Below are 22078 nucleotides of genomic sequence, written 5' to 3'. Positions count from 1 at the left end.
TTTCTGAGCGGGCTGTTCAGCCCTTGGTCGAACCGGCGGTGAGGCCCGAGATGATGTGGCGCTGCATGATCACGAAGAACACGAGCAGCGGGGCGATGGCCAGCAGCAGCGTCGGGAACACCACGGTGTAGTCGGTCTGGTACTGCCCGACCGCGGCGTAGATCCCGGTGGTCACGGTGTAGAGCCCGCTGCTCGGGCCGAGGATGGTCTGCGGGTTCACGAAGTCGTTCCACACCGAGAACGTGTTGAGGATGACCATGGTGGCCACGGCGGGGCGCATCAGCGGGAAGATGATCCGCCAGAACGTGCGGATCCGCCCGCACCCGTCGAGCGCCGCGGCCTGGTCGAGGTCGCGCGGCACGGTGCGGATGAACCCGGCGTAGAGGAAGATCGAGAACGGCAGCGTCAGCGTGGTCTCGAACAGCACGTAACCCGGGATCGTCCCCATGAGACCGAGCGTCTTGAGCACGTAGACGACCGGGATCACCAGCACCTGGCTGGGGATGAACGTGCCGGCCAGGAAGAACACCATCAGCACGCGGAATAGGCGTTTGGTGCTGCGGGCGATCACGTACGCGGCCGGGCCGGCGAGCAGCACGGAGAACACGTTCACCAGCACCACGAACAGCACGGTGATCGCGTACCCCTTGACGATCGAGAACCGCGGGTTCTGCAACGCCGCGCCGAGGTGCTCCAGCGTGAGCCCGCCGGACAGGCCGAACGGGTCGGCCAGGATGTCCTGCTGGTCCTTGAACGCGTTGACCAGCAACAGGTACAGCGGCACCAGCATCACGACGGCGACGACGAGCAGGAGCAGTCCGCGCAGGACCAGCCGGGCCGGATTCCCGCCGGTCCGCCGGCGCGGGGCCGGCGGAGTCGCGGGTGGTGGCGTGGCCGGTTTCGCCGGAGCGGCTCGGGTGGCGGTGGTCATGCGTGCGCTCCCTGGTCGGCGCGGCGGCGCAGCCGGGTGACTGCGAGGGCGAGCCCGGCGGTGACGATCATCAGCACCACCGACTGCGCGGAGCCGAAGCCGAGGCGGCCGTCGTGGAAGGAGTTCCACAGGATGAGGTAGGCCAGCGTCTGCGTCTGGCCCGCCGGGCCGCCCGAGGTGAGCGACACGACCAGGTCGTAGGTCTTGAGCAGCGTGATGAGGCTCAGCACCAGGTTCACGGTCACCACCGGCGCGATGGACGGCAGCGTCACGTGGCGGAAGGTCTGCCACTTCGTCGCGCCGTCGATCCGTGCCGCTTCCAGGAGGTTGCGCGGCACGGTCTGCAGACCGGCGACGTAGAGCACGGTGGAGACACCGAACTGGGCCCACACGAGCACGGCGATGAGCGTGGCCGTCGCCCAGTCCGGATCGGACAGGAACGGCAGCAGCTTCGCGCCGTGCCCGGTCAGGAAGCTGTTGACCGCGCCGTTGGTGCCGAGGATCGCACTCCAGAGGAACCCGACGACGAGCGCGGAGAGCACGTGCGGGTAGAACAGGATCGTCCGCAGGATCGAGCTCACCCGCGTCGTGCGGCTGACCAGCGTCCCGAAGCCGAGGCCCAGCACGTTCATGCCGACCGTGCCGACCACCGCCGCGAGCAGGGTGACGAACGCGGCCCTGCGGAACTCGGGATCGCTGAGCACCTCGCCGTAGTTGCTGCCGCCGACGAACGCCGGGGCCGCGCTGTAGCCGTCCCAGTCGGTGAGGCTCAAGTAGATCGCGAGTCCCACCGGGACGATCAGCATCACGGTGTAGAGCACGGTCGCGGGCAGCACCATCACCGCGGTGGCGACGCCACCGTCCCGGCGCCTTCCCGGCGGCCTCATTTCGCGTGCGCCGACACCCAGCGGTCGACGGCGTCGGCGACCGTCTCCGGGGAGTGTCCGATGTAGAGGCCCTGGACCTCGGTGTTCCACGCGGAGTTGAACCCGCGCGGCAAGGTCGAGTCGCCGTAGCCCTCACCCTGGGCGACCTTGGCCGGTGCGGCGTCGAGGATCTTCTGCACCTGCTGCTCCAGCGGCGTGAACTCGCGCTGCACGCCGGTGCGGAAGTTGCCGTCCTGCTTGAGCTGCGCCACCACGGCCTGCTGGTCGGTGACGAGCCAGCGCACCAGCTTCGTCGCGAGGTCGCGGTGCTGGGTCGACTTCATGATCAGGTACGGCGCGGCCATCGTGGCACCCTGCGCGCCGGGGCTCTGCTGGCCGCCGGACACGGGAGCGGCGAAGACGCCGACCTCGAAGTCCTTCTTGGCCTTGGCCTCCGAGGCGGTGAACCAGCTGCCCATCACGAACATGCCCGCTTTGCCTTGCAGGAAGGCCGTTTCCGCGTCGGGGTACTTCAGGCCCAGCGCGTTCTTGTCGACGTAACCCTGGTCGAGCCACGACTGGTAGAGCTTCAGGTACGGCAGCATCGCCTTGCCGACGGTGGTCTTGCCGGCGCGCACGTCGGCGTAGAAGCCGGGGTTCGCCGCGGCCAGCGCCGGGTCCGTGAGCTGCAGCAGCTGCAGGCCGGTGGCGAAGTCGCCGGAGGTCTGCAGCGGCAGGTAGCCCGCGGTCTTGAGCTTGCCGAGGTCCTGCGTCATCTCGTCCAGTGTGGACGGTGACGTGGTGATGCCGGCCTTGGTGAACGCGGTCTTGTTGTAGAACACCAGGGACTGCGCCTGCTCGCCGACACCGACGTTGTAGATCTTGCCGCCGAGCGAGGCCTCCTGGGCGAGCGGGGTGTTCTTCACCCAGTCTTCGCCGGTCAGGTCCACCAGCTGGGGCGCGAGCGTGGGATCGGCCATCAGGGTCTCGACGACGTCGGGCGGGTCGCCCGCGGCGAGCTGCTGCTGCAGGGTGTCGGAGACACCCTTGCCGGACGGGGCTTCGATCACGACGTCGACGCCCGGATTCGCCTTCTCGAACGGCGCGACCAGGCGGTCCCAGAAGTCCTGGGTGAGGTTCGGGGTGACGTTGACGAGCATCCGGATCGAGCCGGTGCCGCCGCCCGCGGCGCCGGAGTCCGCGAACCCGCCGCCGCAACCGGCGAGCGTGAGCGAGAGCAGGGCGCCGAGAACGGCGATGCCCCCGCGGGTACGAGCTGGACGCATCGCTCCTCCTCGTTGAGAAACCGCGTGAATGGGTGGGGTGCGGGTTTTGGTTCAGCTAACGACTGCTGAGTGATTTGTACTTCGCGGTAAATCAGCCTGTCAACGCGCAGAATCAGCCAGAAGTCCGATGGATGAGTCAGAAGTGTGTATCCTCATGTCCCATGACGGAGGACGCCACGGTGCGGCTGACCGACGCGGAGAGATCGACACTGCTGGGGTGGGCGAGCCAGGACGCGGGCCCGCTCGGGCTGCGCAGCCGGATCGTGCTGAGCTGCGCCGACGGTCTCGACGTGCCCGAGGTCGCGCGGCGCCTGGGCGTGAGCGAGGCGACGGCGGCGAAGTGGCGTGACCGGTTCCTGCGCCGCGGTCCCGACGGGCTCGCGGACGCACCCCGGCCGGGCCGGCCCCGCAGCCCGGACCGCGCGGAAGCCGAGCGGCTCGTGCTGTCCGCGATCGCCGAGGCCCGCCGCGGCGGCGAGGTGCCGACCACGCGGTCACTGGCCCGCACGGTCGGCCTCTCACAGTCCACGGTGTCGCGCATCTGGCGCGAGCACCGCAGCCCGGAACCCGCGCCGACGCGACTGTCCACTCCGGACCGCGGTGGCCAGGGCCTGCTGTCCGACCAGGTCCACCAGGTGCTGCGCCAGCAGATCATCGACGGCGAGCTGCGGCCCGGCGCACGGCTCGTCGAGTCGGCCATCGCGCGCCAGCTCGGCACCAGCCAGGCCCCGGCGCGCGAGGCCATCAAGCGGCTCGTGCACGAGGGCCTCGTCAGCTCGCTGCCCCACCGCGGCAACTACGTCGCCGAGATCTCCGCCGAACAGGCCCGCGAGGTGCGCGCCGTGCGCGTGGTGCTGGAGGAGTTCGCCGCCCGCGAGGCGACGACGCGCGTGCAGCCGCGGACCCTGCGCCTGCTCGAGGAGTCCGTGGACCGCATGCGCACCGCCGCGACCGCCGGCGACATCGGCGCCTTCCGCGAAGCCGACATCACCTTCCACCGCGACGTCTGCGCCGCCAGCGGCAACTCCTTCCTGGCCCGCCTGTGGCGCACGATGGAGCCCAACCTGTGGGGCCTGCACGTGGTCGGCAACCCCCTCTACGACGGCGACTGGTCCGCCATGGCCGAACGCCACGCCGACCTCGTCGCCGCACTGGCCGCCGGCGACCCGGACGAGGCCGCCCGCCTGTTCGGCGCCCACGCCCGCGGCCGGGCGAGCCTGAGCTGAGCGGGCATCGGGTTCACGCCGGGGTGACCGTGTAGGTGGCGCCCCGCCGGGTGGGCATCGAGAGTTCGCCGGCGCGCAGCGTGAAGTGCGGCGTCGGGCCGCCGGTGGCGTGAACGCGGGCGCCGCCGGACAGCGACGTGGCGCGCAGCCTCAGGTCGCCGCCCACATCGGACATGACCTCGACCTTCGTGACCCGGCCGGTCGTCCACCACGCGTTGACCGTGAACGCGCCCCGAGCCCGCAGGCCGTGGAAGGAGCCGGCGGCCCAGCCGGTGGGCAGAGCGGGCAGCACCTCGACGAAGCCGGCGTGACTTTGCAGCAGCATCTCGGCCACGCCGGACGCCACGCCGAAGTTGCCGTCGATCTGGAACGGCCAGTCGTTGAGGAAGTTGGGGAACGTGTTGCGCCACAGGAGGTGGTCGAGCTGTTCGCGGGCCTGGTCGCCGTTGTGGAGGCGGGCGAAGGCGTTGATCTTCTGCGCGCGGTTCCAGCCGATGTCGTTCTGCGCCGTGTGCGCGGTGCGGGCCTCGACGGCGACGCGGGCGGCCTCGTAGTACTCCGGGGTGCCCTCGGCCGTGATCTGGTGGCCGGGGAACAGCGGGTAGCTGAAGGACATGTGCCGGTGGCCGCTGTCCGCCTCGTCCAGGTCCGTCTTCCATTCCTGCAGCTGGCCCCACGAGCCGATCCGCAGGCCTGCGTCCAGCTTCGCGAGGGTCTTCTCCAGCATCGGCCGGTAGGCGTGGTCGCCGACGATCTTCGCAGCGGCGAGCGTGTTCGTGAACAGGTCCCACACGATCGTCTGCGAGTACGTGGCACCGGCGGTGAACGGGCCGAGCTCGGGCGAGAAGCTCGGGCTGACCACGAGCGTCCCGTCGGCGTCGGTGACGAGGTAGCCGAGCCAGAACTGCGTGTGCTCCTTGAGGATCGGGTACGCGCGGCGCCGCAGGAAGTCCTCGTCCATCGTGAACAGGTAGTGCTCCCACAGCTGGCGGATCAGCCACGCGGTCGACTCGGGCGCCCAGGTGGCGGCGTTCGTGGACACGCCGGTGTAGCCGAAGACGTTGACGTGGCTCATCGCGGCGAACCCCTGCGGCACCCCGCACAGGTCACGTGCGGTGACCCGGCCCGGCGCGCGCAGGCCGTCGATGAAGTCCACCAAGGGCGGCACGGTCTCAGCCAGGTTGGTGACGTCGGAGGGCCAGTAGTTCATCTCCAGGTTGATGTTCGTGGTGTAGTCCGACTGCCAGTCGGGGCTGGTCGAGTCGTTCCACACGCCCTGCAGGTTCGCCGGGCGCGACCCCTCGCGCGACGAGCCGATCAGCAGGTACCGGCCGATCTGGAAGTGCAGCATCTCCAGCTGGGGGTCGGCGCTGATCTGCCCCTGGTTGCGGGCCTGCTTGAAGGCCTGCAACGCCTCGTCGGTCGGCACCGCTGCCGGCTGCTGCCCGAGGTCGATGCGCACGCGCCCGAACAGCGCGCGGTGGTCGGCCAGGTGCCGCTCGCGCAAACCCCGGTGGCCCCGGTGCACGGCGGCGTCCACTGTGGACGTCACGGCCCGGTGCGGGTCGACACCGCGGTAGTGCGGGTACACGGGTGCGTAGTCCGTGCCGGGCGCGAGCACGAGTGTCGCCGCGTCCGCGCCGGTCACCGTCACGTGGCCGGCGGCGTCGGTGGTCACGCGCCCGCCCTCGGCGAGGACCTGGACCTGCGCCTCGAACACCATGCCGTTGTCGGTCAGCGCGCCGCGCATCGTGATGCGGCCGTCCTGCGCCGAATACGTGACGGCGCGGTTGTCGGCCGTCGCGAACCGCGCGGTGAACGACACCTGCCCACCCCGGCTCGCGGACAGGCGCGTGACGAGCACGTGGTCCGGGAAGCTCGCGAACAGCTCGCGGGTGTGCGTGACACCGTCGGCGGTCGTGAACCCGACGGTCGCGAGCCCCGTCGCCAAGTCCAGCTGCCGCCGGTAGCCGGTCACGGCGCCGGCCGGAGTCGCGCGGTCCAGGAACAGATCCCCGAAGGTCTGGTACGCGCCGTAGCCCCACTTCGTCTGCCCGAGCGCCGCGGTCGCCGGGCCGGTGTCGGCGCTGCCGGTGGCCGCGATGCTCGCGCGCACGTCGGCGAGCGCGGTCGGGCGCGGCTCGTACCAGTTGCCGAAGTTGTACTCGTGGCCCTCGTCGTGGGAGCCGGGGCCGCCGTTCCACAGCGTGTCGTGGTTGAACTGGATCTGTTCGCTGTCGACGGTGCCGTAGATCATCGCGCCGGCCGCGCCGTTGCCGACGGGGAACGCCTGTTCCTGCCAGAGCGTGGCGGGTTCGTCGAACCACAGCACGGAATCCGGGGCGGGCCGGGTTGCCCCGGCGGCTGTGACGCGGCCGAGCGCCGCGGTGGTCAGGGCGAGCGCGCCGCTCGCCATCGCCGCGCCGAGCAGGCTCCGGCGGGAGAAGCCGGGTGAGGACATGAGGGGACTCCTTCGTCCGGTGGGGAGGGGAACGGGATCGGCTCACGGGCCGCAAAGAACATATGTATGTGTAGGCGAGCCGCGCGCGGGTGTCCAGACCACATCGGAAAAGAGCTGGTATACCGTCGGCCGGTCAGCGCATTCTCGTCTGGACCTCTTGCAGACATCACATGTCTGGGGCTACCGTCGCCCGCGTGTCACTCACCGACGAGGCGATCGCCCGCATCCGCGAGCTGATCCAGTCCGGGAAGCTGCCACCGGGGTCGAAGCTGCCGCCGGAACAGCAGCTCGCCACCGAGCTGGGCATCTCCCGCTCCCCCATGCGCGAAGCCGTGAAGGCGCTCGCCGTCGCCCGCGTGCTCGACGTGCGCCGCGGCGACGGCACATACGTCACGAGCCTTGCCCCCACCGTCCTGCTCGAAGGACTCGGGCTGGCCGTGGAACTCATGCACGGCAACACTTTGCTCGAGCTGACCGAGGTGCGCCGGCTCTTCGAACCGATCGCCACCGGGCTCGCCGCCACCCGGGCGACGGAAGAGGACCTCGCGCGGATCCACGGTCACCTCGAGGCGATGCGCGCCGCGGCCGGCGACGTCGAGCTGCTCAACCAGCACGACGCCGCCTTCCACAGGGCCGTGGCCGCCGCGACCGGCAACGAAGCGCTGGCGACGTTGCTTGACGGCATCTCCGGCGGCACCCTGCGCGCGCGGGTGTGGCGCGGGATGGTCGAGGCCGGCTCGGCCGAGGGCACGTTGTCCGAGCACGAAACGATCTACGAAGCACTCACCGAACGCGACGCGACGCTCGCGCAAGCCGCCGCCCTCGTGCACATCAGCACCACCGAACGCTGGCTGCGCCGCGTGCACGGCGCCCGTTCCGGGGAGGCGGAGTGACACCCACGACCGCGGCCGGCAAAACCGTCGGCCTGGGCACGTCGGCGATCGGCGGCCTGTACGAAGACCTCGGTGACGCCGCCGCGCGGGCCACGCTCGAAGCGGCGTGGGCCGCCGGCACGCGCTACTTCGACACCGCCCCGCACTACGGCGCCGGAGTCGCGGAACGGCGGCTCGGCGCGTTCCTGCGCGACAAACCGCGCGCCGAGTTCACCGTGTCGTCCAAGGTCGGCCGGCTGCTGCGTTCCGGGGAAGACGGGCTCGTGCGGGTGCGCGACTACTCGGCCGACGGCGTTTACACCTCGCTGGCGGAGAGTCTCGACCGCACCGGTCTGGACCGGTTCGACACCCTGTTCATCCACGACCCCGACGACTTCTGGGAAACCGCGGTCGGCGCGGCGTACCCGGCCCTCGCGCGGTTGCGCGACGAAGGCGCGGTACGGCGGATCGGCGTCGGCATGAACGAGCCGAGGATGCCGGCCCGGTTCGTCGCCGAGACGGACCTCGACTGCGTGCTCATCGCCGGCCGCTACACCCTCCTCGACCGGTCCGCGGCCGACGAGCTGCTGCCGTTGTGCGAAACCCGCGGGGTGGACGTGATCGCGGGCGGAGTCTTCAACAGCGGCGTGCTGGCCGACCCCGGCCCGGATGCGCGCTTCGACTACCTGCCGGTGCCGCCGGACGTGCGCGCCGCGGTCGAGGCGCTCGCCGCCGCGTGCGCCCGGCACGGGGTCGCCCTGCCCGCGGCCGCGTTGCAGTTTCCCTTGCGGCACAAGGCCGTGACGGCGCTGGTCATCGGCGCCCGCACACCGGCGGAGGTCGAGCAGAACGCCGCCCACCTCACCACCGCGATCCCGGACGCGCTGTGGTCGGAAATCGACGCGCTCACCGTCATCCGGTGATCGTGTCCCCCTGTTGACAAGGCTGTGACCGTCGTGCACACCTGATTCCCGGACCGCCTGGCCCACCACCCGGACGCGTGCGGGATCGCGCCCGCGCTGCCAGAGTGGATCATGACCGGACGAGAGGGGCTGAACGGCATGAGCGACCACCGAGGCGCGGTGAACCGCTGGTGGCGCAGCAAACCGAGCGCTTCGCGGGCGCGACGCCCCCGGCGGCCCGCCCCGTTCGTCGTCGGCCTGCGCCGCACGTCCCCGGCGTGGTCGACCCGCCTCGACGAGGTGCTCGAGTTCAACGCGAACCGCTGAGCCCTCGGGGAGTTGCCCAGGTGTCGGGTACGACCCAGCGTCACCCCTCCTCACCCGGTGCACCCGCCGAAACCGGCGGAGTCCTCCGCAGCGCGTCGAGCACGACCTGCACCGCGGCGCGCTGCGGGGAGCCGCGGCGGACGGCGGCGGTGATGGTGCGCGTGACCGGTGCCGCGAGTTCGCGGGTGGTCACGCGGTAGCGGGGGTCGACGGCGAGGCCGGGCAGCAGGGTGATCGACAAGCCGGCCTCGACGTGCTGCAGGGCCAGCATGTAGTTGCTGAAGCGGCACACCGCGCGCGGCTCGAAACCCGACTGCCGGCACAGCCGCAGCGTCAGATTGGCCATGTAGGACTGCGGCAGGTCGAGCGACCACGGCTCGTCCGCGAAGGCGGCCAGGTCGACGGCGCCGCGGCGGGTCGCTGGGTGGTCGGGGGGCATGACCAGCACGATCGGGTCGGTCGCGAGGGGCACGAGGTCCACGTCGGGGTCCAGCGGCTGCTCGACGAAGTCCGTGGTCGTGATGATGAGGTCCGCGTCGCCGACGCGCAGGGCGGGCATGCTCTCGTGCGGTTCCAGCTGCAGCACCTCGACCTGCAGGTCCGGGTGCGCCGCGGCCAGCCGCGTCACCGCGGGCACGGCGAGCGTGTGGACGGCGCTCTGGAACGCGCCCAGCCGCACCAGGCCGGCGGGTTCGTCGCCGAGGCCGCGCAGCTCGGCCTCGACCGTGTCCATGTGGTCGAGGATCGCCCGGGCCCGGCGCGCGAGGATCAGCCCGGCCGGGGTCAGGCGGACGTGGCGGCCGGTGCGTTCCAGCAGCTTGGTGCGCGTTTCGGTCTCCAGCACGGCGAGCTGCTGCGACACGCTCGACGCGCTCAGGTTCGACGCGCTCGCCACCGCGCGGATGGTGCCCAGCGTGTCGAGCCGGCTCAGCAGGCGCAGGCGCCACGGGTTCAGCACCTTCCCATTGTGCGGCTCAGCCGAACAGAACGTCCGGAATTGTGAGCTGGACGTGTCGCTCGGCGCGGACTTACCGTCGGGGACATGGCTGCTCCGACCACTGTCCCGCTGTCCGCCGACACGTTCTGGACCGACGCCGAAGCCCACCTCGTGCGCTACGGCGGCGCGTTCACCCGCGAGATCATCGAACGCGCCGCCGGCAGCTTCCTCTACACCGCCGACGGCCGGAAGATCCTCGACTTCACCTCCGGCCAGATGAGCGCGATCCTCGGCCACTCGCACCCCGAGATCGTCGAGACCGTGCGCCGCCAGATCGGCACGCTCGACCACCTGTTCAGCGGCATGCTGAGCCGCCCGGTCGTCGACCTCGCGCGGCGGCTGGCCGAGACGCTGCCGGCGCCGCTGGAGAAGGCGCTGCTGCTGACCACCGGCGCCGAGTCGAACGAGGCCGCGATCCGCGTGGCCAAGCTCGTCACGGGCCGGCACGAGATCGTGTCGTTCGCGCGGTCGTGGCACGGCATGACGCAGGCCGCCGCGTCCGCGACCTACAGCGCCGGGCGCAAGGGCTACGGCCCCGCGACACCCGGCAACTTCGCCATTCCCGCGCCCAACACCTACCGCCCCGACTTCACGCACGCCGACGGCACTCTCGACTGGCGCCGGCAGCTCGACTTCTCGTTCGACCTGATCGACGCGCAGTCCGTCGGCAGCCTCGCCGCGTGCCTGGTGGAACCGATCCTCAGCTCCGGCGGGATCATCGAGCCGCCGCCGGGGTATTTCGCGGCACTGCAGGAGAAGTGCCGCGAACGCGGGATGCTGCTGATCCTCGACGAGGCGCAGACGGGCATGTGCCGCACCGGCACGTGGTACGCGTTCGAGCGCGACGGCGTCGTGCCGGACATCCTGACGGTGTCCAAGACGCTCGGCGCAGGCCTGCCGCTCGCGGCCGTGCTGACCAGCGCGGAGATCGAGCAGGAAGCGCACGAGCGCGGGTTCCTGTTCTTCACCACGCACGTCTCGGACCCGCTGGTGGCGGCCGTCGGCAACACCGTGCTCGACGTGCTGACCCGCGACCGGCTCGACGAACGCGCCCGCACGCTCGGCGCCTTCCTCCGCAGCGGGCTGGAGGAGATCGCCGGACGCCACGAGGTCGTCGGCGACATCCGCGGCCGCGGCCTGCTGGCCGGCCTGGAGCTCGTGGTGGACCGCGCCACCAAGGAGAGCTCGGACGCGCTGGGCGCTCTCGTCACCCGGCGCTGCCTGGAACTGGGGCTGCACATGAACATCGTGCAGCTGCCGGGCATGGGCGGCGTCTTCCGGATCGCGCCGCCGCTGACGGCGACCGAGGAGGAGCTCTCACTCGGACTGTCCATTCTGGACGAAGCCATCGGCGACGCGCGCGCCGTGCTTTAGGACGGTGGGAGTGCCGGTTCGCCGCCGGCACTCCCACCGTCGCTTCAGGACCGCTGCTCGGGCGGCACGTACTCGAACGTCGGCCCCGCCGTCGTCTTCCCGTCGCCGGTGGGCATCTTCATGAGCGCCTGGGCCTGCGCCTTCAGCTGGAACATCACGCCGACGGTGGCGCCCAGCCCGCCCGGGTTGCCGGTGAAGGCGTCCTCCAGCAGGTACAGCAGCAGGCAGTAGGTGTTGTCGAACTCCCCCTGCGCCCGGCGGATCGGGCTGTCCTCGGGGTGGTCGGCCGGGCTCGGGTTGCGGCGCATGGGCAGCACGCCGTCGAAGTCGACCTTGATCTCCTCGCCCGTCGGGCCGCTCTGCGGGGTGTCGCCCTCGGCGTAGCGGCGGCCGTGCTTGAGCTCCTGGAAGCGGTAGAAGTGGGCGACCTCGTCGCGTTCGGGGTGGAAGACGTCGCGGTCGCCGTCCCACACCTCGATGCGCGCGGCGCCCTCGCCCTGCTCCACGATCTCCGCGAGTGCGGCCAGCGCGGAATCCAGGTCGTGCACCGGAATCACGCTGCCGCCACCGCTGCGGAGGTGCATCTCACCGATCTGCCGCTCCGGGTCACCGGAGAACACGGCCTCCTCCCCCAGCTGTTCGCACAGGTTCTTCAGCCCGGCCTGCACGGCGGCGTAGAACTGCCCGATCGTGCGGTAGCCGTCGGCCTGCGGCGGCGCGTCGGCCGACTCGGGCTGCTCGATCCTCAGGAACAGCTCCAGCGCCTCCGCGCCGAACGGCACGAGGTTGACCTGCAACGACGGGTCCCCGTGGGGCAGCGGGTGCGGGTACGCGGGCAGCAGCTGCGGCGCGTCGAGCTTCGGCTCGCCGCCCACGGCGTTGAGCAGGTTCGCCGCGAGCGCCAAGTGCAGCATCTCCTCGGCCAGCACACTGCCGACGACCTGCGCGGCCTCGGCGTTGCGGCCCGGATCGAGCGAATACAGCGCGCACAGGTAAGGCGGGATCGTCGCGTGTTCGAGCTCGATCGCCCACTGCAGGTGGCGGCGGAGCTCGGCCACGCTGTCGATGGCGGGAGCGGGACTGGTGTCCATTTGTGCCTCTCGTCTCGGCGGGTCGCGAGTTCGGGTTCGGGTTTCGCGAGGCAGGACAAGACGGCGGGCGGATGTGTGACAGCTTTCCCCCGGACGGGGTGTCACCCCGGCGGGCCCGGCCCGGTCACCATGGGCACGAGGTCCGGCCGAGCCACGAGGTCAGAGCGGGAGCACCGGGTTTCAGACGGCCGTGGTGGCATGCGTCAAGCAGAGCGTGGCTGGTCCCACCCGCCGCCGGGCCTCGCCGACGGTCCCGGCCCGGGTTGCCGCGCCGCCGGTGTCGTCAGCGCCAGTACGAGGATGCCAATCGCCACGGCCAGCCAGGGCAGTCCGTCCAGCGCGAACGCGCGCAGGGTGTCCGGACCGCCCTCGTACAGCAGGTAGACGTCGACCTCGGGCAGGACCGTCGCGGCGAACAGCTCCACGATGGCCAGGGCACTGCCGACGATCAAGCACATCCGCGCGGCCGGACGGCTCCGCAGGACCGCGATCGCGCCGGCCGGCAGGACTCCCGTCACGGCCAGGTTGAGCACGACGGTCGCCCCACCGGAGACGACCTCGCCGTCCACGACGGCGATGAGCCCGCACATCGCGCTGATGAACGCGGCGATGCTGCAGATGATCGCCAGCACGCCGGTCACGACCGCCGTGCCTCCCGCCGGGCTCCGCGGGGCGCTTCGGACCGGCGCGGCCGGAAAGTGCGGACCGGGATACTGCGGATACGTCATGCCCTCCCCTTTGCGTTGTCCGGGCATCGTGCCAGGCGACGGCGACCGGCCGCGCGTAAACGCCTTGAGTCCCACCGATCGGGGCCGGAAGAATGCCACCGGTGCAAGCCCGCTACACCGGACGTCTCCGCCTCGAAGCGGTCGGCCCCGAGCTGGCCGACGATCTGTTCCGCCTCCACCAGGACCCGGGCATCGCCCGCTGGTACGGCGCATGGACGGCCGAAGACGCCCTGCGGACCGCCACGGAGATGGGCCGGTCCTGGCACTCCGACGGCGCCCACAAATGGCTCGCGTACGACCGCGCCGACGGCGTTCTGATCGGCCGCGGTGGCCTCTCCCGGACCCGCGACGGGCAGTGGGAACTCGGCTGGGCCGTGCGCGAGTCGTTGTGGGGCCGCGGCTACGCCACGGAAATCGGCCGGGCCGGCCTGGAGTTCGCCTGGGGGCGAGCTGGCCGCGTCACGGGTCATCTCGTTCACCGAAGTCCACAACGGACGGTCGCGAGCCGTCATGGAGCGGCTCGGGTTCCGGTACGACCGTGACATCAGCCATCGCGGCGAGCCGTTCGTGTTGTCCGTGCTCGACAAGCCTTGATTCAGCTCGCCAGGGTCGCAGACGGCCTACGCGGCCCGGGGTTCGATCCGCGTCCCGCTCGGGACCGTGACCGACAGGAGGTCGCTGGGGGCGTCGAGCTCGAGGCGGTGCCACCGTCCACACGGGACGACCGCCGCGGTGCCCGGGGTGAGAGTGGCCGGGGTGTCGTCGTCGCGCAGGTACAGGCGGAAGCCGCCGCTGAGGCAGCAGACGAGCTCGTCGGCGGCGGCGTGGATCTCCCAGTGGTCGGAGTGGACGTCGGCGTCGGTGGTGGCGTGGAAGGTCATCAGGTGCCAGTCGTCGGGCTCGCCGTCGACCGTGCGGGGTGTCGCGGCCGCGCGGCCGTCGGCGGTCAGGTGCAGGAAGGAGGTGAACAGGTCGATCGGGGTCATGGGTTTCCTTTCGGTGGTGGGTCAGGCGGTGAGGCCGCGGCGGAGGGCGTCGGCGAGTTCGGCGATCTGGCGCTGTGACACCTCGGCGGACAGGATCGCCTGCGAGCCGTGGAACGTGCCGGGCCACTGGTGCAGCTCGGCGGAGACGCCCGATTGCAGCAGGCGCAGCGCGTGCGTGATGCCCTCGTCGCGAAGCGGGTCGAACTCGGCGGTGGCGACGTACGCGGGCGGCAGGCCGGCGAGGTCGGCCGCCCGCGCGGGGGCGGCGTAGGGCGTGCCAGGGGCGCCGCCGAGGTAGTGGCGCCAGGTCGCGGCGAGCTTGTCGCGTGTCATCCACGGCGTGTCGGTGAAGGTGCGCGCCGACCAGGTGTCCTGGCGGTCGTCGAGCTCGGGCTGGTTGAGCAGCTGGAAGCGGATCGCGGGCCCGCGCTCGTCGCGGGCCCGCAGCGCGATCGCGGCGGCGATCCCGGCGCCCGCGCTGTGCCCGCCGACGGCGATGCGGGCCGGGTCGAGGCCGAGCTCCGCCGCGTTCTTCGCGGCCCAGGTCAGGGCCGCGTACGCGTCGTCCACGGCGGCCGGGAACGGGTGTTCCGGAGCCCGCCGGTAGCCGACGGAAATCACCACAGCGCCGGCGACGTCGGCGATGCGCGCGGCCCACGGGTGCTCCGTGTCGAGGTCGCCCATGACGAAGCCGCCGCCGTGCAGCCAGATGATCGCGCCGTGGGCCTGCCGCGGCCGGTACAGGCGCACGGGGACGTCGCCGTCGGCGGTGTGGTCCTCGACCGTGAGGCCCGAGGTGTCGGGCGGCGGCGCGGAGGCGGACAGGCCGGCGAGCTTCTCGCGGGCGACGACCGGATCGTCCAGGTCGGCGGGCGGGAACAGCGGGAGGAAGGCTTCGAGTTCCGGGTTCATGCCGACGATCCTGCCGCCGCCCGGGCGCCGCGTCGCCCGCCGGGCGTCGCGCGAAATCGCCTGATGACGCGACGCTCGCCGCGTACGCTGCCGGGTATGGAGGCGTTGGTCGTCCGGCTGTCGCAGCTGGACTCGGAGGCCGAGGGCGCGATCCGCGTCGTGATGTTCTACGACACGCTGATCCGCCGGCGCGTCGACCTGGCCGCGCTGGCCCGGGCGTCGGCGGGCCTGGCCGAGTGCGTAGCCGGCATCCGGCTCGACGGCACCGGGCAGACGTTCCGCGTCGCCCCGGACGGCCCCGCGCCGTCGGCCGGCCACGCGTCGACCACGGTCGCCATCACGCTGGACGACGAGCAGATCGGCGCGGTCTGGCTGGAGCGCCCGTCGCCACTGCCCCTAGACCGGCTGCTGCTCGACCGCCTGGCCATCGCCGCGGCCGCCGTCGTCGAACGCTACGGCCCCGCCCGCACCACCATGGCCGACCCGGCCCTCGTCGAGCTCGCCATCAGCCCCGGCACCGACGACGCTGCCCGCGCGCGGGCCCTGCGCCTGCTCGGCTTCGGGGCGGATGCGGTCGACCCGGCCGGCGCGGCCGTGCGCGTCGTGGCCGTGCGCTCGCCGCTGCCCCTCGACCAGCTCGGCGCCCTGGTGAGCCCCGGGCGCCCCGTGAAGGCGGCTCCGCTGGGCGAGGTGGGCGTCCTGCTCCTCACCGCCGTCGACGCCTCGCGCTTCCCGCCGGACGTGCGGGCGGGGATCGGGTCTCCCGGGCCGCTGCCGCGCTCGTGGCTGTCCGCCCGGACGGCGCTGCGCTTCACGACCCCGCGGCAGCCCGTCGTGGACTACTGCTCGCTCGGCGCCCTGGCCCTGCTCGCCCACGTCCCCGGCGACGCCGCCCGCGACAACACCGACGTGGCCGCCCTCGCCGGCCTCGCCGCCGACGACCTGAACACCCTCGACGCCTACTGCGCCACCGGCTCCGTCCGCCGCGCCGCCGACGTGCTGCACCTGCACCACAGCAGCGTCGCCCGCCGCCTCGACCAGCTCGGCAAAACCCTCGGCTACAGCCTGGTCTCCCCCACGGGCCCTGCGCGCGCCCAACTGGCCCTCACCGCCTGGCGGCTTCTGGAGGCCTGACTCACCGCGAGACGAGGACGGTCTCGCCGTCGCAGCAGGAGACCACCACACCGGCGACGTTCCGGACGCGGCCCTGGAGGATGTCGTGCTTGAGCGTGGCCGGATCCGCGGCGCAACGCACCATCAGCAAGACCGGGAACTGCCAGTGGCTCATCCCTTGCAGGATCCCGGTCAAGGCTCCCGAAGACGCCACGGTGAACACGGAGACCTCCAGGTCGACGCTCACGGGATCCGCGGGCATCGCCGGAACCTCGTCCGCCGGATACACGTTCGGATCCCCGGCACGGCTCAGCCGGTCCTCCACCAGCACCGTGGAAAAGTCCACGGTCGCCCGCAAGAAGTCGGCGGCGGCCGGGAAGTCCGCGGTACGCCCGAATCCCCGGAGGAGATCCGTCACCCGCACGCCCTGCGGCTCCAGCACACCCCAGCGCGAAATCGAACTCGCCGCGCGCCGCACCGCCGGAGGAGAACCTTCGAGAACGCACTGCAGCCACGCACCGACTCGATCACCCAGGTGATCGACGTCGACCGGTTCCACCTTCACGTCCCGAAGCTTACGGGCGCACAGCGACTACGCGATGGGCGTGGCCGAAGTCGGAGAGCTGCCGTCCGCGCGGTGGGCGCATTACGTGGGCCGGGGAGCGGCGGGCGGAGCGTGTACCGGATGTTCCCGATTCCCGTGCGGCGTGGGGAGGGGGTCGTGGAGGTGACGCTCGCGTGCGGGTTCTGCGGGGCGGGCGTGCCGGTGAGGGTGCTGGACGTCCGGACCACGCGGCGCAAGCGGGCGTGGTGGCTGGCGCTGGGGTTGGGGCTCGTCGCGGCCGCCGTCGTGGGGACGGTGGCCGGGCGGTTCGACAGTCCCGGGTACGCGGTGCCGGGGATCGCGGTGGCGTATGTGGGGCTGTGGTTGCGGTACCTGGACGACGGGGTGCGCATCGAGGGCGAGTACCTGTTCCAGCCGTACAACCGGCGCGGCCATTCGATCCGGTCGGCGGACTTCGGGCGCGAGCACCACGAGCCCGAGCGCGCGGACCGGCCGGCGCGGTGAGGGCCGGGGCGTCCACTTCGGTCGGAAGAAACTTCCGGAACCGGTGAACCGCACGGGATCCGGCAGCCGTGTCCTCGTCGAGTCGCCCGGACGAACCGGGTGCCAAGGACAACGGGGAGTGTTCTCATGTTCCGCAAGCAGGCGATGTTCCTGGCCGCTTTCGCCGCGGCGGGTGCCGCGGTGCTGTCCGCGTGCGGCGCGGGCAGCGACGGCGCGACGACCGCACCGGCGGGGGCCGACAACCTGCGCGCCGCCGCGGCCGCGCCGGCCGGGGCGCTGAGCGCGACCAGCGCGACCCTCTTCGACGACGCCGCGTTCTCCGACAACGGCGCCTCCCAGGGCATCTCCGGCAAGGGCTGCCAGACGCTGGCCCGGCCCAAGGTCACCTCGTCGCTGACCGCGACCGGCACGCTGAAGCTGTGGAGCGGCGCGAACTGCACCGGCAAGTCGATCACCGTCACCGGCAACGTGAGCAACCTCGCGAAGCTCGGCTTCGACAACAAGACGGTGTCGGTGAAGCTGGCCGGCGACGACACCAGCGGCAACAACAACGGCAGCACCGGCAACGGCGGAAACAACAACGGGGGCAACAACGGCGGCACCGCCAACGCCAACCTCACCTCCACCTTCGCCCTCCTCGACAGCGGCAAGAACTTCTCCGAGCCCGACGGCTCCCAGGTCGCCAGCGACAAGGGCTGCAACGAGGTCCGCAACCCCGACCTCGTCCGCTCCATCGACGCCGACGGCACCTACAAGATCTGGACCGGCGCGGGCTGCACCGGCAAGTCGATGCTGATCACGGGCGACGCGCCCGACCTCGAGAAGATCGGCTTCGACCGCCAGGTCGCCTCGATCCGCCTCGCCGGCTGACCCGGCAAGCACAACGCGCAAGCACAACAAACGAGAGCGCCGAAGGGATCCCCCGGGGTCCCTTCGGCGTTTCCGCGCACGGTCAGGAAAACACCGCGTCGTACTGCGCACGCGCGAAGCGGAACGGCCCCAGCCCGGCGTAACTCTCGCGGGACACCTCGGGGTCGTAGTCGGTCTGCCAGCCGAAGTCGCGCCACACGACCTCGTCGGCGGTCCGCTCGACGATCACCGTCACCGCGCCGCAGCCGAGATCGCCGCACTCCGGGCAGACGAACAACGGCACGCGGCCGTCGGGCAGCGCGTCGAGGCCGAGATCGGCGGGCGCGACCGCGATGACGTCGTCGCCCCGGGAACGCAACGACTCGCCGAGCCGTGCGCCGTCGATCTCGAAGTCCAGGTACTCGCGGTGCGTCCGGATGGCGCCTCCGGGGAATACCTCACCCGGGCGTACCGACGGGACCAGACGGAGCACGTTCACCGGCCGAGGTAACCACAGAGTGGAACAACGAGCCACCGAGTTCGCGCGTTCGTCCAGCGTTCACACCGCGATCATCCGCGGGAGGGCGCGTGTTCGGCCCGGGTCGGAACTGTCGGGTGGCCCTGTTCCCCGACCTCAGGACGGATTCCGTGACCGATTCACGCGTTCGCCGGTGGCACCGCAGCCTCCGTCGTCCCCTCGTCGCCGTCGCCGGACCCGTGCTGGTCCTCGGTGCGCTCACCGCGCCCGCGGCCAGTGCGGCGCCCGCCGACGACGTCCGGATCAACGAGGTGGTGACGACCGGCGACGTCAACGACTCGATCGAGCTCTACAACAAGGGCACCGCGACCGCCGACCTCTCGGGGTGGATCCTCAAGGACGACGACAACGGCTCGAAGTTCAAGATCCCGTCCGGCACCACGCTGGCGCCGGGCGCGTTCCGCTCGTTCGACGTGCACGACGCGTTCGGCCTCGGCTCCGAGGACGAGGCGCGCCTCTACCTCGCCAACGGCAGCACCCTCGTCGACAGCTTCGGCTGGGACGAGCACTCCGACCCGTCGTGGTCGCGCTGCCCCGACGGCACAGGCTCGTTCCGCCAGGCGTCCGCGCTGACGCTGGGCGGGCCGAACGCGTGCGGCGGCTCGGGCCAGGGCACGTCGCCGGTCGCGTGGCCGGGCAGCGGTTCGGTGTCGACGGCCGACGCGTCGAACGTCTTCGGCGAGGACCTTTCCGGTCTGTACCAAGAGGGCAGCGTGCTGTGGGCGGCCCAGAACTCCGGGAAGCTGTGGCGCCTCGTGTCCAACGGCTCCGGCGGCTGGAAGCCGGACACCGCGTCCGGCTGGTCTTCGGGCAAGAAGCTGCACTTCCCCAACGGCTCCGGCACGCCCGACGACGAGGGCGTCACGGTCACCGGCTCCGGTTCCTCGGCCGGCGTCTTCGTGGCCACCGAGCGCGACGGCGACAAGTCCGGCACCAGCCGGCTTTCCGTGCTGCGCTACGACGTCAGCGGCTCGGCGACCACGCTGAACGCGGCGCAGGAATGGAACCTGACGTCGGACCTGCCGTCGGTCGACTCCAACTCGGGCTTCGAGGGCGTCACCTGGGTGCCGGACGCGTCGCTGACCGCGGCGGGCTTCAAGGACTCCTCCACGGGCGCGGCCTACTCCCCCGGCCGCTACGGCTCCCACACCGGCGGCGTGTTCTTCGTCGGCGTCGAGGGCACGGGCATGATCTACGGCTACGTGCTGCAGGACTCCGGCGCGTTCACCCGCGTGGCTTCCTTCAGCAGCGGGATGGACGGCGTGATGGAGCTGCAGTGGGAACCGCAGGCCTCCCGCCTGTGGGCCGTCTGCGACGACACGTGCGACGGGCAGCACCGCACGTTCCAGGTCTCGTCGGGCTCCTTCACGACGGCCGCGGTGTACAACCGGCCGAGCGGGATGTCGAACTACAACAACGAAGGCTTCTCCGTCGCCCCCGCGAGCGAGTGCTCGGGCGGCTCGAAGCCGGTGTACTGGTCCGACGACAGCAACGACGGCGGACACGCGTTGCGGAAGGGCAGCATCAGCTGCTGACGTTCTGCTGACGGTGGTCCCGGCCGCTTGGCCGGGACCACTGTCGTGTTCAGGCCGGCTTTCGGGCCACGAGCCGTTCCGCCGTCCCGAGTTTGAGCCGCTCCGCCTTCGTGATCTCGAAGCCGACGTCGATGACGAGGGGCAGGGGACGGCGGGTCTGGTGGTCGCCGATCTGGCGGAGGGTCACCCGTTCCAGGAGCCCCTGGGCCCAGTGCAGCGGGCGGTGGTGGCTGCCGACGTGGTCGAGCAGCAGCAACGCGCCGCCCGGACGCAGGACGCGGTGCATCTCGGCGAGGGCGGCGCGGTCGTCGGGGAAGCCGCAGAGGCCGAGGGTGCAGACGACGGTGTCGAAGCCGGCGTCGGGGAACGGGAGCGCTTCGGCGTCTCCCTGGCGCAGCGTCACGGGCCGGCCGAGGTCGTCGGCGCGACGCTTCGCCAGCTCCAGCATGGCCGGGCTGAGGTCGAGACCGGTCACGCGGACGTCGGCCGGATAGTGGCCCAGGTTGAGCCCCGTGCCGATGGCCACCTCCAGCACGTCTCCGCTCGCCTGCGCGCAGACCCATTCGCGGCCGCCGGCGAACTGGAGGCGTTCGAGAAAGCCGATGCTGCGGTCGTAGTGCGGGGCGTACTTGTCCCATTGGGCCCGGAGCCAGGCGGGGTCGGTCATCGGTTCAGGTCCGCGACGGGCAGGCCCATGGCCGCGCAGGTCCGCTCGTCGCCGGGGAACACGGCCACGGCGCCCGCTTGGGCTTCGACCGCCTCGGAAGTGAGGACGCACGCGACCAGCGGCGGCACGGTGGGGCTGTGCCATTCGTAGTAGTCGTCTCGCCAAGCCGTGGCGCAGATGTCCTCGATCACGGCGGCGATGTCGCCACGGCCGTTGGGGCTGTTGCCGTTGATGCCGGCCGGGACGTGCTGGTTCGGCGCGTCGCTGGTGATGTCCGCGGTGTGGTAGCAGTAGGCGATCTCGCGGTCGTTGGGCTTGGCGTAGGTGATCTGCCCGGACGACGCCGGGGACGCCTGCGGGTGCTGCAGCACCGCGACCGCCCCCAACGCGGCCCCGACCACGACCGCGGCCGTTCCGGCGAGCGCCAGCCGCGCCCGGCGCCGCACCGAGCGTGCGCCCTGGGCCTCGATCGCCTCGAAGTCCAGCCCCAGCGGCGGTTCGTCGGAGCCGAGGGCCCGGTCGAGCAGGTCCCGGGTCATGAGCTGGCTCCTTCCGACAGCAGCGTCCGCAGGGTGGCGAGAGCGCGGGCCGACTGGGATTTCACGGTGCCTTCGGTGATGCGCAACGTCTTCGCGGTGTCAGCCACCGAGAGGTCGCAGTAGAACCGCAGCACCAGCACCGCCCGCTGCCGGGACCCCAGCGTGTCCAGCGCGGCGCGGACGTCGGCGCCGTCGTCGGGCACCACGTCCGCGCGCGGCCGCTCGGGCGGCGCCGTCAGCACCTCCGCCCGACGGTGCGGCCGGCGCGCGGCGTCGATCGCCAGCCGCGCCATGACGCGGCGCGCGTAGGCGTCGATGCCCGCCGGGTCGAGGCGCTGCCAGCGTTTGTACAGCCGCAGCAACGTCACCTGCACGATGTCCTCGGCCAACGCCCAGTCCCCGCACAGCAGGAACGACACCCGCCGCCACCGCGGCGCCCGGTCCCGCGCCACGTCGGTGAAACTCGCCCGATCCGCCACGCCACCCCTCTCGTCGCCGTCCCATACGAGCCGGGTGGTCCCGGAGGTTGCACGGTCCGGGTCAATAACGCCGGCAGATGTCCTCGGACGGGTTGAGGCACCAGCCGTCGGGGCTGTGGACGCGGTCGCACGGCGTGTCACCGAAGCACCAGCCGTCGGTGGTCACCGTGCACGGCCCCGGCCCGAGACACCACCCGGGCGGGGCGGCCGCCGCCGCGGTGGCAGGCACGGCGAGGGCGACCAGGGCGAACGAGCCGGCCGGCAACCCGGCGGTCAGGAATCTACGCATACCGCCGACTCTGCCCGATTCGGGCACCCCGCACCAGCGAC

At 71.8% G+C, this 22078-nt stretch carries 25 protein-coding genes; 10 read left to right on the top strand and 15 right to left on the bottom strand.

From position 1 onward, the window contains the following. Positions 1–16: 16 nt before the first annotated feature. Genes AB0878_RS10250 through AB0878_RS10240 form a run of 3 tightly spaced genes read right to left on the bottom strand, consistent with a single transcriptional unit; the run spans position 17 to position 3083 of the window. Positions 17–931, bottom strand: coding sequence for a carbohydrate ABC transporter permease (locus AB0878_RS10250; RefSeq protein WP_366578439.1), 915 nt, complete (start codon positions 929–931; stop codon positions 17–19). Then, positions 928–1818: a sugar ABC transporter permease gene (locus AB0878_RS10245; RefSeq protein WP_366578437.1), complete on the bottom strand. Its 891-nt coding sequence runs from the start codon at positions 1816–1818 to the stop codon at positions 928–930. Before AB0878_RS10245 ends, AB0878_RS10250 begins: the two co-directional genes overlap by 4 nt. Continuing rightward, positions 1815–3083 carry an extracellular solute-binding protein gene (locus tag AB0878_RS10240; RefSeq protein WP_366578435.1) on the bottom strand — a complete coding sequence of 423 codons (1269 nt, stop codon included), beginning with the start codon at positions 3081–3083 and terminating at the stop codon, positions 1815–1817. Before AB0878_RS10240 ends, AB0878_RS10245 begins: the two co-directional genes overlap by 4 nt. 161 nt (positions 3084–3244) lie before the next feature. Here AB0878_RS10240 and AB0878_RS10235 point away from each other — a divergent pair, with 161 nt between their 5' ends. Further along, entirely contained in the window at positions 3245–4309 is a 1065-nt protein-coding gene (locus tag AB0878_RS10235; protein WP_366578433.1) for an FCD domain-containing protein, read from the top strand. Positions 4310–4322: 13 nt separating this feature from the next. Here the strand turns inward: AB0878_RS10235 and AB0878_RS10230 are convergent, their stop codons facing one another. Beyond that, positions 4323–6770 carry a glycoside hydrolase family 95 protein gene (locus tag AB0878_RS10230; RefSeq protein ID WP_366578431.1) on the bottom strand — a complete coding sequence of 816 codons (2448 nt, stop codon included), beginning with the start codon at positions 6768–6770 and terminating at the stop codon, positions 4323–4325. Positions 6771–6964: 194 nt separating this feature from the next. Here AB0878_RS10230 and AB0878_RS10225 point away from each other — a divergent pair, with 194 nt between their 5' ends. The 3 genes from AB0878_RS10225 (at position 6965) to AB0878_RS10215 (ending at position 8871) form a co-directional block, all read left to right on the top strand. Further along, positions 6965–7663, top strand: coding sequence for a FadR/GntR family transcriptional regulator (locus tag AB0878_RS10225; RefSeq protein WP_366578429.1), 699 nt, complete (start codon positions 6965–6967; stop codon positions 7661–7663). Next, a complete protein-coding gene (locus tag AB0878_RS10220; RefSeq protein WP_366578427.1) occupies positions 7660–8565 on the top strand; it encodes an aldo/keto reductase in 906 nt (301 codons plus the stop codon). The genes AB0878_RS10225 and AB0878_RS10220 overlap by 4 nt, the downstream gene beginning before the upstream one ends. A gap of 111 nt (positions 8566–8676) precedes the next feature. Beyond that, entirely contained in the window at positions 8677–8871 is a 195-nt protein-coding gene (locus AB0878_RS10215) for a hypothetical protein (RefSeq protein WP_366578426.1), read from the top strand. Between the two features lie 40 nt (positions 8872–8911). On the opposite strand, the gene AB0878_RS10210 is transcribed toward AB0878_RS10215, so the two are convergent. Next, complete coding sequence (locus AB0878_RS10210; protein WP_366578424.1) at positions 8912–9829, bottom strand: LysR substrate-binding domain-containing protein; 918 nt, start codon at positions 9827–9829, stop codon at positions 8912–8914. An 84-nt stretch (positions 9830–9913) separates the two neighbouring features. Between AB0878_RS10210 and AB0878_RS10205 the strand changes: the two genes are divergently transcribed. Then, positions 9914–11242, top strand: coding sequence for an aspartate aminotransferase family protein (locus AB0878_RS10205; protein WP_366578422.1), 1329 nt, complete (start codon positions 9914–9916; stop codon positions 11240–11242). A gap of 44 nt (positions 11243–11286) precedes the next feature. Here the strand turns inward: AB0878_RS10205 and AB0878_RS10200 are convergent, their stop codons facing one another. After that, the gene (locus tag AB0878_RS10200) at positions 11287–12333 is read right to left on the bottom strand and encodes a ferritin-like protein (protein WP_366578420.1); all 1047 of its coding nucleotides are present in this window, start codon (positions 12331–12333) and stop codon (positions 11287–11289) included. A gap of 203 nt (positions 12334–12536) precedes the next feature. Further along, positions 12537–12974: a hypothetical protein gene (locus AB0878_RS10195; RefSeq protein ID WP_366578418.1), complete on the bottom strand. Its 438-nt coding sequence runs from the start codon at positions 12972–12974 to the stop codon at positions 12537–12539. Between the two features lie 188 nt (positions 12975–13162). Here AB0878_RS10195 and AB0878_RS10190 point away from each other — a divergent pair, with 188 nt between their 5' ends. Further along, a complete protein-coding gene (locus AB0878_RS10190; protein WP_366578416.1) occupies positions 13163–13603 on the top strand; it encodes a GNAT family N-acetyltransferase in 441 nt (146 codons plus the stop codon). Between the two features lie 78 nt (positions 13604–13681). On the opposite strand, the gene AB0878_RS10185 is transcribed toward AB0878_RS10190, so the two are convergent. Both AB0878_RS10185 and AB0878_RS10180 read right to left on the bottom strand, forming a co-directional pair. After that, positions 13682–14047 carry a cupin domain-containing protein gene (locus tag AB0878_RS10185; RefSeq protein WP_366578414.1) on the bottom strand — a complete coding sequence of 122 codons (366 nt, stop codon included), beginning with the start codon at positions 14045–14047 and terminating at the stop codon, positions 13682–13684. Positions 14048–14068: 21 nt separating this feature from the next. Continuing rightward, positions 14069–14959, bottom strand: a complete 891-nt coding sequence (locus AB0878_RS10180; protein WP_366578412.1) for an alpha/beta hydrolase — start codon at positions 14957–14959, stop codon at positions 14069–14071. Between the two features lie 96 nt (positions 14960–15055). Here AB0878_RS10180 and AB0878_RS10175 point away from each other — a divergent pair, with 96 nt between their 5' ends. Continuing rightward, positions 15056–16093, top strand: coding sequence for a helix-turn-helix domain-containing protein (locus tag AB0878_RS10175; protein ID WP_366578410.1), 1038 nt, complete (start codon positions 15056–15058; stop codon positions 16091–16093). 1 nt (position 16094) lies between these two features. On the opposite strand, the gene AB0878_RS10170 is transcribed toward AB0878_RS10175, so the two are convergent. Then, positions 16095–16637 (bottom strand): hypothetical protein, encoded by a 543-nt coding sequence (locus AB0878_RS10170; protein ID WP_366578409.1) that lies wholly within the window; start codon positions 16635–16637, stop codon positions 16095–16097. A gap of 156 nt (positions 16638–16793) precedes the next feature. Here AB0878_RS10170 and AB0878_RS10165 point away from each other — a divergent pair, with 156 nt between their 5' ends. Both AB0878_RS10165 and AB0878_RS10160 read left to right on the top strand, forming a co-directional pair. Next, positions 16794–17141 carry a hypothetical protein gene (locus AB0878_RS10165; RefSeq protein WP_366578407.1) on the top strand — a complete coding sequence of 116 codons (348 nt, stop codon included), beginning with the start codon at positions 16794–16796 and terminating at the stop codon, positions 17139–17141. Between the two features lie 126 nt (positions 17142–17267). Further along, complete coding sequence (locus tag AB0878_RS10160; RefSeq protein WP_366578405.1) at positions 17268–18011, top strand: hypothetical protein; 744 nt, start codon at positions 17268–17270, stop codon at positions 18009–18011. An 82-nt stretch (positions 18012–18093) separates the two neighbouring features. Here the strand turns inward: AB0878_RS10160 and AB0878_RS10155 are convergent, their stop codons facing one another. Further along, a complete protein-coding gene (locus AB0878_RS10155; RefSeq protein ID WP_366578404.1) occupies positions 18094–18489 on the bottom strand; it encodes a hypothetical protein in 396 nt (131 codons plus the stop codon). Positions 18490–18638: 149 nt separating this feature from the next. Here AB0878_RS10155 and AB0878_RS10150 point away from each other — a divergent pair, with 149 nt between their 5' ends. Continuing rightward, positions 18639–20063: a lamin tail domain-containing protein gene (locus AB0878_RS10150; RefSeq protein ID WP_366578402.1), complete on the top strand. Its 1425-nt coding sequence runs from the start codon at positions 18639–18641 to the stop codon at positions 20061–20063. Between the two features lie 49 nt (positions 20064–20112). Here the strand turns inward: AB0878_RS10150 and AB0878_RS10145 are convergent, their stop codons facing one another. The 4 genes from AB0878_RS10145 to AB0878_RS10130 form a co-directional block, all read right to left on the bottom strand. Further along, positions 20113–20730, bottom strand: a complete 618-nt coding sequence (locus AB0878_RS10145; RefSeq protein WP_366578400.1) for a class I SAM-dependent methyltransferase — start codon at positions 20728–20730, stop codon at positions 20113–20115. Then, complete coding sequence (locus tag AB0878_RS10140) at positions 20727–21269, bottom strand: hypothetical protein (protein ID WP_366578398.1); 543 nt, start codon at positions 21267–21269, stop codon at positions 20727–20729. Before AB0878_RS10140 ends, AB0878_RS10145 begins: the two co-directional genes overlap by 4 nt. After that, on the bottom strand, positions 21266–21748 hold the full coding sequence (locus tag AB0878_RS10135; RefSeq protein ID WP_366578397.1) for a sigma-70 family RNA polymerase sigma factor: 483 nt from the start codon (positions 21746–21748) through the stop codon (positions 21266–21268). The genes AB0878_RS10140 and AB0878_RS10135 overlap by 4 nt, the downstream gene beginning before the upstream one ends. 61 nt (positions 21749–21809) lie before the next feature. After that, positions 21810–22037, bottom strand: a complete 228-nt coding sequence (locus AB0878_RS10130) for a hypothetical protein (RefSeq protein ID WP_366578395.1) — start codon at positions 22035–22037, stop codon at positions 21810–21812. Positions 22038–22078 lie beyond the last annotated feature (41 nt).

The organism is Amycolatopsis sp. NPDC047767 (genome assembly GCF_040704195.1).
Lineage (GTDB): Bacteria > Actinomycetota > Actinomycetes > Mycobacteriales > Pseudonocardiaceae > Amycolatopsis.
This window is presented reverse-complemented; position numbering and strand designations above follow the sequence as displayed.

What these genes read in the sequence shown, in the direction of transcription:
- AB0878_RS10250 (WP_366578439.1), bottom strand. Translation starts at nt 931, where the DNA reads ATGACCACCGCCACCCGAGCCGCTCCGGCGAAACCGGCCACGCCACCA.
- AB0878_RS10245 (WP_366578437.1), bottom strand. Translation starts at nt 1,818, where the DNA reads ATGAGGCCGCCGGGAAGGCGCCGGGACGGTGGCGTCGCCACCGCGGTG.
- AB0878_RS10240 (WP_366578435.1), bottom strand. Translation starts at nt 3,083, where the DNA reads ATGCGTCCAGCTCGTACCCGCGGGGGCATCGCCGTTCTCGGCGCCCTG.
- AB0878_RS10235 (WP_366578433.1), top strand. Translation starts at nt 3,245, where the DNA reads ATGACGGAGGACGCCACGGTGCGGCTGACCGACGCGGAGAGATCGACA.
- AB0878_RS10230 (WP_366578431.1), bottom strand. Translation starts at nt 6,770, where the DNA reads ATGTCCTCACCCGGCTTCTCCCGCCGGAGCCTGCTCGGCGCGGCGATG.
- AB0878_RS10215 (WP_366578426.1), top strand. Translation starts at nt 8,677, where the DNA reads ATGACCGGACGAGAGGGGCTGAACGGCATGAGCGACCACCGAGGCGCG.
- AB0878_RS10205 (WP_366578422.1), top strand. Translation starts at nt 9,914, where the DNA reads ATGGCTGCTCCGACCACTGTCCCGCTGTCCGCCGACACGTTCTGGACC.
- AB0878_RS10200 (WP_366578420.1), bottom strand. Translation starts at nt 12,333, where the DNA reads ATGGACACCAGTCCCGCTCCCGCCATCGACAGCGTGGCCGAGCTCCGC.
- AB0878_RS10185 (WP_366578414.1), bottom strand. Translation starts at nt 14,047, where the DNA reads ATGACCCCGATCGACCTGTTCACCTCCTTCCTGCACCTGACCGCCGAC.
- AB0878_RS10180 (WP_366578412.1), bottom strand. Translation starts at nt 14,959, where the DNA reads ATGAACCCGGAACTCGAAGCCTTCCTCCCGCTGTTCCCGCCCGCCGAC.
- AB0878_RS10175 (WP_366578410.1), top strand. Translation starts at nt 15,056, where the DNA reads ATGGAGGCGTTGGTCGTCCGGCTGTCGCAGCTGGACTCGGAGGCCGAG.
- AB0878_RS10160 (WP_366578405.1), top strand. Translation starts at nt 17,268, where the DNA reads ATGTTCCGCAAGCAGGCGATGTTCCTGGCCGCTTTCGCCGCGGCGGGT.
- AB0878_RS10145 (WP_366578400.1), bottom strand. Translation starts at nt 20,730, where the DNA reads ATGACCGACCCCGCCTGGCTCCGGGCCCAATGGGACAAGTACGCCCCG.
- AB0878_RS10140 (WP_366578398.1), bottom strand. Translation starts at nt 21,269, where the DNA reads ATGACCCGGGACCTGCTCGACCGGGCCCTCGGCTCCGACGAACCGCCG.
- AB0878_RS10130 (WP_366578395.1), bottom strand. Translation starts at nt 22,037, where the DNA reads ATGCGTAGATTCCTGACCGCCGGGTTGCCGGCCGGCTCGTTCGCCCTG.